Here is a 12,633-nt window from a genome sequence, read left to right as displayed (position 1 = left end):
AGCCTGTTGTTTATTGTCCCAGCAATTGTTCTCGCGTCACCAGAAACACATATTCATCGCTGTCGCCGGTATCCAGCCAGGTGAGCGACAGATTCGGAAATTCTCCCTCCAGCGCGTCACGATTATGGCCGATTTCAGCAACCAGAATTCCTCCTGGATTAAGGTGGGCCGGTGCGGCGCCGAGTATGGCGCGGATATGTTCCAGACCATCAGATCCGCTGGCTAGTGCAAGCTGCGGTTCTGCCAGATATTCAGCAGGCAGCAGCGCCATACTGGTTGCGTTGACGTAAGGGGGGTTGCTTACGATAACGTCGTAGGTGCGGCCGGATAGCTGGCTGAACAAATCGGATTTTAGGGTGTGTACTTGCGCCTGCAACTGATAGTCGACGATATTACGCTGAGCAACCGACAGCGCATCAACGGATATATCCACCGCGTCGATTGCAGCATTGGGGAAGGCATGCGCCATCAAAATGGCCAGACAGCCAGAGCCCGTGCACATATCCAATCCGGTTTGCACCGACTCAGGATCTTTTACCCATGGATCCAGCTGTTCACGCAATAATTCGGCAATGAACGAGCGCGGAATAATCACTCGCTCATCGACATAAAAAGCGAATTCTCCCAGCCAGGCCTGATGCGTGATGTAAGCCGAAGGGATGCGTTGCTTCACGCGTTTCTCGAATACCAGTTTCAGATCTTCGCGCTCCACTTCGGTGAGGCAGGCATCGAGAAACGGATCCAGCCGGTCCAGTGGCAGGTGCAGGCTGTGCAGGATAAGGTAAGCGGCTTCATCGAAGGCATTCGTCGTGCCGTGTCCGAAAAACACACCGGCCTCATTCATGCGGCTCACCCCGAAGCGCAGCCAGTCGCGCACCGTAATCAGCGCATCGGTATCGTGAAAATAATCGTGACTCATCGGCTTAGCAGTTTTTCCAGGGTTTTTTGGTAGATTGCGCGCAGTGGTTCCAGTGCGGCAACTGGCACATTTTCATTGAGCTTGTGGATACTGGCGTTCATTGGACCGAACTCCACCACCTGTGCACAGATGTCGGCAATAAAACGTCCGTCCGAAGTGCCACCAGTAGTGGAGAGCTCGGTATCCAGCCCCGTGACCTCCTTGATTGCTGCACTGATCGCATCCACCAGGCTGCCGCGCGGCGTGAGGTAGGGATTGCCAGATTCCTCCCAATCGAGATCGTATTCAAGACCGTGTCGGTCAAGTACTTCGTGTACTCGAACTTTCAAATCATCTTTGGTGCTGGCCGTGGAATGGCGAAAATTGAAGCGGATTTCCACTGTGCCGGGCACTACGTTGGTGGCGCCGGTGCCACCGTGGATATTGGAGATTTGCCAACTGGTCGGCGGGAAATATTCGTTGCCTTTATCCCATTCGATCGCGGCCAGCTCGGCGATGACCGGGGCGGCCTGGTGGATGGGGTTCCTGACCAGGTGTGGATAGGCAATGTGCCCCTGTATGCCTTTTACCGTAAGGCGCCCGGACAGGGAACCGCGCCGGCCATTTTTGATGGTATCGCCCAGTTGCGACACGCAGGTGGGTTCGCCTACGATGCAGCAGTCAATTTTTTCGCCGCGCGCAGCCAACATTTCGACAACTTTTACAGTGCCGTCGGTGGCGATCCCTTCCTCATCCGAGGTGATCAGCAGCGCAATCGAGCCGATGTGGTCTGGATGCTGGGTGACAAAGCCTTCTATCGAAGTCACAAACGCCGCCAGTGAGGCTTTCATGTCCGATGCGCCGCGTCCGTACAAAATACCATCGCGTATCGTGGGGGTGAACGGGTCGGAATACCATTGATCCAGCGGCCCGGTTGGCACCACATCGGTATGCCCGGCAAAGCATACCACCGGGCTGGTGTCGCCCCGGCGCGCCCACAAGTTGATAACGCCGTTAGAGGAGATGGTTTCAAAACGAAAACCCAATGGCGCCAGGCGTTCCTGCATTAAAGCCTGACAACCGGCGTCATCAGGGGTGTTGGAGCGGCGCGAGATGAGCTGCTGAGTGAGTGCGAGGGTATCGGTCATGTTGATTTATTTTCTGGCAGCTACGAAGGAATGGATAATTTCTGTTCGAGTGTGCGTGTTGCGGCCTTAGCGGGATTACCGACTATTGATGCTGGAATTATCAGCATCGCTACAACAAAAGCATTTGTTCTCATGTCACGCTCCCAGGACAGCAGCATATTCCGCGGGGTTAAATCCGATTACTATTTGGTGCGCATGTTCCAGCACCGGGCGTTTGATCACACTGGTTTTTTCCATCATCAGCGCAAACGCGGCTTCCTGGGTGGTGATGCTGGTTTTTATCGCGTCTGGCAGCTGGCGCCAGGTCATGCCCTGACGGTTAAGCAATTTTTCCCAGCCCACCTGTTGCGCCCATGTGTTCAGCAACGCGACATTGACGCCGGATTTCTTGAAATCATGAAATTCGTAAGTCTGGCCGTGTTCATCCAGCCAGGCCAAGGCTTTTTTGACCGTAGTGCAATTGGAAATACCGTAAATGCGCATGGTGCCGATAGAATAGTAATAATTCGCCCATTTTAATCGAGAACTGCTCATGCGTCGCTTCGCTTCTGATGGCGGCCAGCCTGGCACTGCCGACTGGCGCACTATCCGCCTGCTGTTGCCCTATCTGTGGGAATACAAATGGCGCGTCGCCATTGCGCTGAGTTTCCTGATCGGCGCCAAACTCGCCGTAGTGGGCGTCCCGCTGATATTGAAGCGGGTCGTGGATTCGCTCAACCAGCCCAAGGCAGCCTTGGTCGTACCGGTGGCTCTGTTGTTGGGCTACGGAGTATTGCGGCTGGCCAGCACGGTGTTTTCCGATCTGCGCGACATCGTGTTCGCCAAAGTGACTCAGCACGCCATCCGCCGCGTAGGGCTGGAGGTATTCCGTCACCTGCATAATCTCTCGCTGCGCTTTCATCTGGAACGCCAGACTGGTGGGGTGTCGCGCGACATAGAGCGGGGCGCGCGCGGCATTTCCTCGCTGATCAATTTCACCCTGTTTTCCATCCTGCCCACGCTGATTGAAATCAGTCTGGTGGCGGGAATACTGTTTGCCAAATTCGACTGGATATTCGCCGCCATCACCCTGGCGGTGCTTGTGGTGTATATCGCACTCACCATCACCATTACAGAATGGCGTACCCATATTCGCCGTGAAATGAACGAACTCGACTCGCAGGCCAATACCAAGGCCATCGACAGCCTGCTGAATTATGAGACGGTGAAATACTTCGGCAATGAGGATTTCGAGGCCAGACGTTACGACGTCAGCCTGCAGAGCTGGGAAAAAGTCGCGGTCAAGAACCAGACATCGCTGGGTCTGCTCAATGCAGCGCAGGCGATAATTATTGCCACCGGCGTGACGATCATGCTGCTGCGCGCTTCCGCTGGTGTGGTTGCGGGCAAGCTCACCATTGGCGATCTGGTGATGATCAACGCCTTCCTGATCCAGATGTTCATTCCGCTGAATTTCCTGGGCGTGATGTATCGCTCGATCAAACAGTCTCTCACCGATATCGAGCGGCTGTTCAAGCTGCTTCACGTCAACCGCGAAATCCAGGACGCCCCGGCTGCCAGACCGCTGCAGCTCAAGGGCGGTGTGGTGCGCTTCGAAGATGTGCGTTTCGGCTACGATGCGGACCGCAAGATATTGCATGGCGTGAGTTTTGACATCCCCGCCGGGCACAACATAGCGGTGGTCGGCACCAGCGGAGCCGGCAAATCCACACTGGCGCGGCTGCTGTTCCGCTTCTACGACGTGACCGGCGGACGCATCAGCATCGATGGCCAGGACATCCGCAGCGTCACCCAGCACAGCCTGCGTGCCGCGATTGGCATCGTGCCGCAGGATACCGTGCTGTTCAACGACAGCATCTACTACAACATCGCTTACGGTCGCCCCGAGGCCAGCCGAGAAGAAATCGTCGAGGCAGCGCGCGCCGCTCACATCCTGCATTTTATCGAGTCGCTCCCCAAAGGCTGGGAAACCACCGTGGGCGAACGCGGCCTCAAACTTTCGGGAGGTGAAAAGCAGCGCGTGGCGATTGCGCGTACCTTGCTCAAAAATCCGGCCATCCTGATCCTGGACGAAGCCACTTCCGCACTCGACACAACGACCGAAAAAATTATCCAGGCCGAACTCAAGGAAATCGCCAAATCGCGTACCACGCTGACCATTGCCCACCGTCTGTCCACCATCATCGACGCAGATCAAATATTGGTGATGGAGCAGGGCGAAATCGTGGAGCGCGGCAGCCATCGCGAATTACTGGCGCAAAACGGCGTGTATGCGCGGTTGTGGGCAATGCAGCAGGAAGAAGCCACAGAAAGGATAGAAGCCGCATGATCCTGCATGTCGCCACGGTAAGCTGGGCGCAACAATCCGACACATTGGCAAGCCTGCGTCGCACTGTTTTTATCGAGGAGCAGGGCGTGCCGGAAGCGCTGGAATGGGATGGGCTGGACGCCGCTGCGACCCATTTCATTGCACTAGACCATGGCAGCGCGGTCGGTTGCGCCCGTTTGCTTGCCGATGGACACATCGGCCGTATGGCGGTGCTGCCAGCCTGGCGCGGCAAAGGCGCAGGGCGCGCATTGCTGAATGCCGTGTTGCATGCCGCACGCCAGCAGCATCTGGGCTGGCTGTATCTGAATGCCCAGACCCATGCCGCGGGATTTTATGCCCGTTTCGGTTTTCAACCCGTTGGCGCGGAATTTCCCGACGCCGATATTCCTCACCTACGTATGGAGCTTGTTATGCCACAACACACCGATACTCTCAACCAGCAGTTTGCCATTGCCGGCAAGCTTGAATTTGTCGATGCCGCAGCGGGGTTGCCGGTAGTCGAAATTACCACGCCGCATGCAAGCGCACGCATTGCAGTACAGGGTGCGCAAGTGCTGGAATGGCAGCCAAGCGGGCAGCTGCCGGTGCTGTGGGTAAGCCGCGCTGCGGTATATCAACCAGGTAAAGGCGTGCGCGGCGGCGTACCGGTATGCTGGCCGTGGTTCGGCGCGGGCGAGGCGGGCAAGCCTGCGCATGGTTTTGTGCGCACGCGCATGTGGGAAGTGCGCGAAACCGGCCAGGGCATGGCCGACAGCGTATTTATCCGGTTCAGCATGAAAGATGACGAATCCACCCGCGCGCTGTGGAATTACGCTTTTGACCTGGAGCTGATTGTCACCGTGGGGGCGGCGCTCAAGATGGAACTGGTGACGCGTAATAAGGGCGCGACAGCATTTGAGATCAGCGAAGGATTGCATACTTATTTTCATGTAGGGAACATCCATCAAACGCAGGTACTGGGTCTGGAAAATACCGAGTATCTGGATAAAGTGCGGGATTTCGCCCGTGACACCCAAATCGGAGCAGTCAGTTTCAGTGGAGAAACCGATCGCGTATATATCGACACCATTACCGATTGCGTGATCGATGACGCAAAACTGAACCGAAAAATTCGTGTAGCAAAATCGGGCAGTACTTCCACAGTGGTGTGGAATCCCTGGATAGAAAAAGAGAAAGGTTTTGCTGATATGGCTGCGGACGAGTATCAGGAAATGCTGTGTGTAGAAACGGTCAATGCGGGTGATGCGTGCGTAACCATTGCGGCGGATACCTCACATAGCATGGTCGCTTTCATCGGACTGGAAACAGGCGGCTAAATAAGCACAGTACTCAATCAGTAAGGAACCAAAGGCAGATTCGACTTATCTGTACCTTTGGTTTCGTTGTCATTCCTGCGGTGAGATTCCATGCAAACCCTGGTATTCATAGGCTTTGTCATATTTGTTGGCCTCGTATTGGCGATGCAATTGTCGGCTTACTGGCGCGCCCGGCGCATTGTGGGCAGTGCCGCGCCCGATACCAGTAGCGTGGATGGGATCGCCGCCAGTGAACGCCGCCGTGTTTATTATTTCTTCGCCGAGAATTGTGGGCCGTGCCGGGCCATGGCACCGCTGGTCGCTCGATTGCAGCAAACGCATCGCAATCTGGTGAAGGTGGATGTGGCGCAATCCATGGTCCTGGCACGGGCGTTTGGGATAGCTGCTACGCCCAGTTTCGTTTTGGTGGAAGACAATACGATACGTCAGGTGCATCTGGGAGGTCTGAACGAAACGCGCCTCAAGCGTATGCTGGAGGCAAACTGAGACACTGATGCGCGGGTGACAAACGGGGCAAGCGGCTTGAATAATTGCATATTGAATGCAGGTATTTGCGCAAAAGGCCATAAAGCTAATATGATCCGGTTATGAAAGTGCTACGTCAGCTGCTTATTCTGCTTTTTAGCCTCACATTGCCGTTAAACGGCTATGCGGCGCTGGCGGCTGTGCTTCCCTCTTGCTCCTGCCCCATGTCGCAAGATCAGAATATGGCTTCGATGTCGAATGATCAGTCATGTTGCTGCCACTGCAACGATAGCGGAGACAAGCACAGTGCACCAGGCAAATGCGACCAAAACCAATGTGCACAAATGTACAAAACGGCCAATCCATTTCCGGCACTGTCCGTGAAATTTGTTCCTTTCGCCTTACCCCAGTGGCTATCCTTGCCACCACTATCTGCCCGCATCATTTCCTCCGACGCATCCGGCGTCTGGCGTCCGCCACGCTTGCTTTGATTCTCTGATCTGGTTGTTCCCTCACCTGGTGTGAGGGGTTGTGCGCCTATGAGCGCGCTCATCCTGGGAGTTTTGAGCATGAATACATTCCTGTTGCCTACATGGCAGCGAAATGTGCTGGCTATTACCGTGGCAATTATTGCCGTGCCCGCCGTCGCCGCACCTCTGAGTTTTGAAAAGGCCCTGCAACTGGCCGAGCGTACCGCGCCTTCGCTAGCCGTGGACAACGCACGGATCGAAGCGGCGCGTCAGGCCGCCATTCCTGCCGGAGAACTGCCCGACCCGAAACTGATGCTCGGTATCGACAATTTACCCATCAATGGACCGGATCGCTTTAACCTCAACCGTGATTTCATGACCATGCGGCGCATCGGGGTCAGTCAGGAAGTGCCCAATTCAGACAAGCGTCAGGCACGTGTCGACGTGGCGCAGAGCAGCATAGCGGTGGCCGTCGCCGAGCGCCGCATCGAACGGCTCAAGGTGCGGCGCGAAGTCGCACTGGCCTGGATCGCCCGCTACACCGCGGAACGCAAGCTGGCATTGTTCGACGAGTTATATCGCGAAAACCGGTTGCTGGCGGAGGCGGTGCGCTCCCGCATTGCCGCCGGCCGCGGCCTGGCAATGGACGCTATCCTGCCACGCCAGGAAACGGCTGCACTGGCGGATCGCCACGACCAGCTGGAGCGCGAACGCAGCGATGCCGAAGCCGCCCTCAAGCGCTGGATAGGTCCGGAGGGAGGAGAGCCGCTGATGGGCGAAGCGCCGACCTGGCCGATTATGCCAACCACGCTCGCAGACCATCTGCATCACCACCCCGAACTCGCTGTTTATGACTCGAAGACGAATCAGGCCGAAGCCGAAGTGCGCGAAGCCGAATCCATGAAAAAACCCGACTGGGCAGTGGAGCTCGCCTACCAGCAGCGCGGTCCGGACTTCAGCAACATGGCCTCCATCCAGTTCACCTTTGACTTGCCGGTGTTTGCCTCACGCCGCCAGGATCCACAAATTGCCGCCAAACGTGCAGAGCTGGTACGTATAGACGCCGAGCGCGAAAACACTCTGCGTGAGCACGCACAGATGCTGGCGACTGACCTGGCTGCCTATCAGCAACTCGACCGTGCCGTGCAGCGCCAGCACGATAGCCTGATGCCACTGGCGCAGGAGAAGGTCCAATTGGCGCTCGCGGCCTACCGTGGCGGCCAAACCGATCTGGCGACGGTGATTGCCGCACGCAGCGAATGGATTGATGCCCGCCTCAAGGCCATCGATCTTGAAGGCCAGCGCGCACTGGTCGCCGCACGCCTCCACTATGCCTACGGGGAGAATAAATAATGAATGCAAAACACCTGAAACTGGCCGTGCTGATGCTGATAATTTTGGCCGCCGGTGCGGCGGGTGGCTATTGGTGGGCAAACCATGCCCAGATAAGCCCAGGCCCGGCAATGACAACGTCTTCGCAAGCCCCGGCCGAGCGCAAGCCGCTGTACTGGTATGACCCGATGGTGCCCCAGCAGCATTTCGACAAGCCGGGTAAATCGCCGTTCATGGACATGGCGCTGGTACCGAAATATGCCGATGACAGTGGCAACAAAGCGGAGGCCGGGTCGGTCAAGATCGATCCGCGAGTCGTGCAAAATCTGGGCATGCGCACCGCCAGCGTAACCCGGGGTAATTTGACGCCGAAGCTGGAAGCCACCGGTGTGCTGGCTTTCAACGAGCGCGATGTGTCTATCGTGCAGGCGCGTGCGGCAGGGTTCGTGGAACGGGTATTCGCTCGGGCGCCGGGTGATGTGGTCGCTGCGGGCAGCCCGCTGGTCAGCCTGCTGGTGCCGGAATGGAGTGGCGCTCAACAGGAATTTCTGGTTCTGAAAAAAAGCGGCGATGCGGGACTGATGGACGTCGCACGGCAACGCATGCAAGTGCTGGGTATGCCGTCCCAACTGATCCAGCAGGTGGAGCGCAGCGGCGTGCCGCATCCGGTGGTGACCGTGAGCTTCCCGATGAGTGGCGTGATCCGCGAGCTCGATGTGCGCGCCGGCATGACGGTAACCAGCGGCCAGACCCTGGCCAAGGTGAATGGCCTAGGCACGGTCTGGCTCGATGTGGCGGTGCCCGAGGCACTGGCCCAGCAGATACAGGTCGGACAAAGCGCGCAGGCGCGGCTGCCTGCACTGCCGGGAGAAGTCATTCAGGGACGCGTGACGGATATCCTGCCGGAGGCCAACCTCGATACCCGCACCCTGAAGGTGCGAGTGGAGCTGCCGAATAAACATGGCCATCTGCGCCCGGGGCTGACTGCACAGGTACAACTGGCAGAAAGCGACAAGCAAAGCATGCTGCTGGTACCGACCGAGGCGATTATTCGCACCGGCAAGGGCGCCATGGTCATGGTGGCCGAAAGCGGCGGCCATTACCGGCCGGTGGAAGTGCAAACCGGTGCCGAGGCAGGCGGACAAACAGCGGTGCTGAACGGTTTGAGTGAAGGCCAGAAGGTGGTCACTTCCGGCCAGTTCCTGATCGATTCGGATGCGAGTCTGCAGGGTATTTTCGCCGCTGCCGACGCACCTGACACCAGCACCGGCGCCGCACCAGCACCAGCACCAGCACCAGTGGCGCTGCACGAGGCGGAAGGCCGTATCATCAGCTTCGGTAAAGGCGAAGTTACCATCGCCAGCGGCCCGCTCATGGGCATGCCCGCCATGACCATGGACTTTGCACTGGCACGCCCGCAACTCGTCCAGGGTATCAAGGTAGGCGACAAGGTACGCATCGGCGAGCGCCAAACCGATAGCAGCCTGGTGATCGAACGCCTCGAAAAAATCGGAGGCACCAAATGATCCGGCGCGTCATCGAATGGTCGGTCAACAACCGCTTCCTGGTGCTGCTGGCAACCCTGTTTGCCACAGCCTGGGGGGTGTGGGCGGTGATGAGCACGCCCATCGACGCGCTGCCGGATTTATCCGATGTGCAGGTAATCATCCGCACGCCTTACGCGGGACAAGCGCCGCAGATCGTGGAAAACCAGGTGACCTATCCATTGGCGACCACGATGATGTCGGTACCCGGCGCGAAGACGGTACGCGGCTATTCGTTTTTCGGCGACTCCTTCGTCTATGTGCTGTTCGAGGATGGTACCGATCTGTACTGGGCACGCTCGCGGGTGCTCGAATATCTCAGCCAGTTACAGGGCAAGCTGCCGGCTGGCGCCAAGCCGTCGCTCGGCCCGGACGCGACCGGGGTGGGCTGGATTTACGAATATGCGCTGGTGGATCGCACCGGCCAGCATGATCTCGCCCAGCTACGCGCCCTGCAGGACTGGTTTCTCAAGTACGAGCTGAAAAGCCTGCCCAACGTTGCCGAGGTCGCCACCATCGGCGGCATGGTCAAGCAGTATCAGGTGGTTCTCGATCCGGTGAAGCTGGCCAGCTTTGGCGTGACGCACCAGCAGGTCATCGACGCCATCCGCAACGCGAATCAGGAAACCGGTGGCGGTGTGGTGGACATGTCGGAATCCGAATACATGGTGCGGGCCTCGGGTTATCTGAAAACGCTGGATGACTTCCGCGAAATACCACTGAAAGTGGGGCAGGGCGGCGTGCCGATCACCTTGGGCGAGGTGGCGCATATTCAGCTCGGCCCGGAAATGCGCCGCGGCGTTGCCGAGCTCGACGGGCAGGGTGAAGTCGTCGGCGGTGTGGTGATTTTGCGCTCAGGTAAAAACGCGCGCACCACGATTGAGGCAGTCAAAGCCAAGCTGGCGGAATTGAAAAAAAGCCTGCCGCCGGGAGTGGAGATCGTTCCCACCTATGATCGCAGCCAGCTCATCGACAGCGCAGTGGAGAACCTCAGCCACAAGCTGATCGAGGAATTCATCGTCGTCGCGCTGGTATGCGCGATATTCCTCTGGCATCTGCGCTCCTCGCTGGTGGCCATCGTGTCGTTGCCGTTGGGGGTGCTGATCGCCTTTATCGTCATGCGCCATCAGGGGATTAACGCCAACATCATGTCGCTGGGCGGTATTGCCATCGCCATCGGTGCGATGGTCGACGCTGCCGTGGTGATGATCGAGAACGCGCACAAGAAGATCGAGGCCTGGCAGCATGGGCATCCGGGCGAGACGTTACAGGGCGAGGCGCACTGGCAAGTGATTACTGCAGCTGCCGTTGAGGTCGGCCCGGCGCTGTTTTTCAGCCTTCTGGTGATTACCCTGTCGTTCATTCCGGTGTTCACGCTCGAGGCGCAGGAGGGGCGGCTGTTCGGCCCGCTGGCCTTTACCAAGAGCTACGCCATGGCGGCCGCGGCTGGTCTGTCGGTCACGCTGGTGCCGGTGCTGATGGGGTACTGGATACGCGGGCGCATTCCCGACGAGCGCAGCAACCCGCTCAACCGCCTGCTGATCGGTCTTTACCGGCCAGCGCTAAATGCGGTGCTGCGCCGGCCCAAATTGACCTTGCTGATTGCATTTCTGGTCTTCCTCACCAGCGCCTGGCCGGTGAGCCAGCTGGGTGGCGAGTTTTTGCCGGCCATGGACGAAGGCGACCTGTTGTATATGCCGACTGCGTTGCCCGGCTTGTCTGTACAGAAAGCCACGCAGCTGTTGCAGCAGACTGACCGCATGATTAAATCCGTGCCCGAAGTCGCAAGTGTATTCGGCAAGGCGGGACGGGCCGAGACTGCGACCGATCCGGCACCGCTGGAAATGTTTGAAACTACCATCCAGTTCAAGCCCCGCGATCAATGGCGTCCCGGCATGACACCCGAATTGCTGGTCAAGGCGCTGGATAAAGCAGTCCAGGTACCGGGGCTGACCAATTTATGGGTACCGCCCATTCGCAATCGCATCGACATGCTCGCCACCGGCATCAAAAGCCCGATCGGGGTGAAAGTGGCTGGCAACAATCTGGAGCAGATCGACCGGGTTACCCAGGCGATTGAACGGGTTGCCAAAACCGTGCCGGGGATCAGTTCTGCATTGGCGGAGCGCCTCACGGGCGGGCGCTATATCAATGTCGACATTGATCGCCGCGCCGCTGCCCGCTATGGCTTGAATGTGAACGACGTGCAGTCGGTGGTGGCGAGTCTGATCGGCGGCGAGAATGTCGGAGAGACGGTGGAAGGGCTGGCGCGTTTCCCGATCAACGTGCGCTACGACCGTTCCTGGCGCAGTTCGCCCGAGGCGCTTACGCGTTTGCCCATCCTCACCCCCACCGGTGAGCAAATCACCCTGGGCACCGTGGCCAAAGTCAGTATCAGCGACGGCCCGCCCATGCTCAAGAGCGAAAATGCGCGCCCCACCGGCTGGGTCTATGTGGACGTCAAGGGCCGCGACCTAGCCTCGACCGTGGCCGATCTGCGCCAGGCGGTGGCACGTCAGGTCAAGCTGGAACCCGGCATGAGCGTGGCATACAGCGGCCAGTTCGAGTATCTGGAACGCGCCAACGCACGCCTCAAGCTGGTGGTGCCGGCGACCTTGCTGATCATCTTTGTGCTGCTTTATTTCATCTTCAAGCGTTTTGATGAAGCCGGTTTAATTATGGTCACGTTGCCGTTTGCACTCACCGGTGGTCTGTGGTTTCTCTATCTGATGGGCTACAACCTGTCGGTGGCAACCGGCGTGGGGTTCATCGCGCTGGCCGGCGTGTCTGCCGAATTCGGCGTGATCATGCTGCTCTACCTGAAGAACGCCTGGGATGCCCGGCGTGAGGCAGGGCAAGGCGATGACGTCGGGTTGCTCGATGCAATCCGCGAAGGTGCGGTATTGCGCATACGCCCCAAAGCCATGACGGTGGCAGTCATCATAGCCGGCCTGTTGCCCATACTTCTGGCTACCGGCACGGGTAGCGAGATCATGAGCCGTATCGCCGCGCCCATGCTGGGCGGGATGGTGACTGCCCCGCTGTTGTCCCTGTTCGTCATCCCCGCGGCATACAGCCTGATGCGCCGTCGCCGTAGCAAGCCTTGATCCGGATAGGGGTGTTCGTGCATG

General features: G+C 58.4%; 9 protein-coding genes. 6 read left to right on the top strand and 3 right to left on the bottom strand.

The genetic code is table 11. The features are described 5' to 3' along the window. Window positions 1–10: 10 nt before the first annotated feature. The 3 genes from prmB to EI185_RS11405 form a co-directional block, all read right to left on the bottom strand. Window positions 11–919 carry a 50S ribosomal protein L3 N(5)-glutamine methyltransferase gene (gene prmB, locus EI185_RS11415; protein WP_124705284.1) on the bottom strand — a complete coding sequence of 303 codons (909 nt, stop codon included), beginning with the start codon at window positions 917–919 and terminating at the stop codon, window positions 11–13. Further along, window positions 916–2,046: a succinyl-diaminopimelate desuccinylase gene (gene dapE, locus EI185_RS11410; protein WP_124705283.1), complete on the bottom strand. Its 1,131-nt coding sequence runs from the start codon at window positions 2,044–2,046 to the stop codon at window positions 916–918. The genes prmB and dapE overlap by 4 nt, the downstream gene beginning before the upstream one ends. 135 nt (window positions 2,047–2,181) lie before the next feature. Then, entirely contained in the window at window positions 2,182–2,529 is a 348-nt protein-coding gene (locus tag EI185_RS11405) for an arsenate reductase (RefSeq protein ID WP_124705337.1), read from the bottom strand. Between the two features lie 49 nt (window positions 2,530–2,578). On the opposite strand from EI185_RS11405, the gene EI185_RS11400 reads away from it, so the two are divergent. The 6 genes from EI185_RS11400 (at window position 2,579) to EI185_RS11375 (ending at window position 12,609) form a co-directional block, all read left to right on the top strand. Continuing rightward, on the top strand, window positions 2,579–4,375 hold the full coding sequence (locus tag EI185_RS11400; protein ID WP_124705282.1) for an ABCB family ABC transporter ATP-binding protein/permease: 1,797 nt from the start codon (window positions 2,579–2,581) through the stop codon (window positions 4,373–4,375). Next, window positions 4,372–5,691 (top strand): aldose epimerase family protein, encoded by a 1,320-nt coding sequence (locus EI185_RS11395; protein ID WP_124705281.1) that lies wholly within the window; start codon window positions 4,372–4,374, stop codon window positions 5,689–5,691. Before EI185_RS11400 ends, EI185_RS11395 begins: the two co-directional genes overlap by 4 nt. Window positions 5,692–5,781: 90 nt before the next feature. After that, window positions 5,782–6,177: a thioredoxin family protein gene (locus EI185_RS11390; RefSeq protein WP_124705280.1), complete on the top strand. Its 396-nt coding sequence runs from the start codon at window positions 5,782–5,784 to the stop codon at window positions 6,175–6,177. 548 nt (window positions 6,178–6,725) lie between these two features. Next, the gene (locus EI185_RS11385) at window positions 6,726–7,979 is read left to right on the top strand and encodes a TolC family protein (protein WP_124705279.1); all 1,254 of its coding nucleotides are present in this window, start codon (window positions 6,726–6,728) and stop codon (window positions 7,977–7,979) included. Next, window positions 7,979–9,484, top strand: coding sequence for an efflux RND transporter periplasmic adaptor subunit (locus tag EI185_RS11380; RefSeq protein WP_124705278.1), 1,506 nt, complete (start codon window positions 7,979–7,981; stop codon window positions 9,482–9,484). The genes EI185_RS11385 and EI185_RS11380 overlap by 1 nt, the downstream gene beginning before the upstream one ends. Then, on the top strand, window positions 9,481–12,609 hold the full coding sequence (locus EI185_RS11375; RefSeq protein ID WP_124705277.1) for an efflux RND transporter permease subunit: 3,129 nt from the start codon (window positions 9,481–9,483) through the stop codon (window positions 12,607–12,609). The genes EI185_RS11380 and EI185_RS11375 overlap by 4 nt, the downstream gene beginning before the upstream one ends. The last annotated feature ends 24 nt before the right edge of the window (window positions 12,610–12,633 follow it).

This window comes from Sulfuriferula multivorans, assembly GCF_003851125.1.
Taxonomy (GTDB): domain Bacteria; phylum Pseudomonadota; class Gammaproteobacteria; order Burkholderiales; family Sulfuriferulaceae; genus Sulfuriferula; species Sulfuriferula multivorans.
The sequence above is the reverse complement of the archived record's forward strand: the minus strand, read 5'-3'. Positions and strand labels throughout refer to the sequence as shown.

What these genes read in the sequence shown, in the direction of transcription:
- EI185_RS11390 (WP_124705280.1), top strand. Translation starts at nt 5,782, where the DNA reads ATGCAAACCCTGGTATTCATAGGCTTTGTCATATTTGTTGGCCTCGTA.
- EI185_RS11375 (WP_124705277.1), top strand. Translation starts at nt 9,481, where the DNA reads ATGATCCGGCGCGTCATCGAATGGTCGGTCAACAACCGCTTCCTGGTG.
- EI185_RS11405 (WP_124705337.1), bottom strand. Translation starts at nt 2,529, where the DNA reads ATGCGCATTTACGGTATTTCCAATTGCACTACGGTCAAAAAAGCCTTG.
- EI185_RS11395 (WP_124705281.1), top strand. Translation starts at nt 4,372, where the DNA reads ATGATCCTGCATGTCGCCACGGTAAGCTGGGCGCAACAATCCGACACA.
- EI185_RS11380 (WP_124705278.1), top strand. Translation starts at nt 7,979, where the DNA reads ATGAATGCAAAACACCTGAAACTGGCCGTGCTGATGCTGATAATTTTG.
- EI185_RS11385 (WP_124705279.1), top strand. Translation starts at nt 6,726, where the DNA reads ATGAATACATTCCTGTTGCCTACATGGCAGCGAAATGTGCTGGCTATT.
- dapE (WP_124705283.1), bottom strand. Translation starts at nt 2,046, where the DNA reads ATGACCGATACCCTCGCACTCACTCAGCAGCTCATCTCGCGCCGCTCC.
- prmB (WP_124705284.1), bottom strand. Translation starts at nt 919, where the DNA reads ATGAGTCACGATTATTTTCACGATACCGATGCGCTGATTACGGTGCGC.
- EI185_RS11400 (WP_124705282.1), top strand. Translation starts at nt 2,579, where the DNA reads ATGCGTCGCTTCGCTTCTGATGGCGGCCAGCCTGGCACTGCCGACTGG.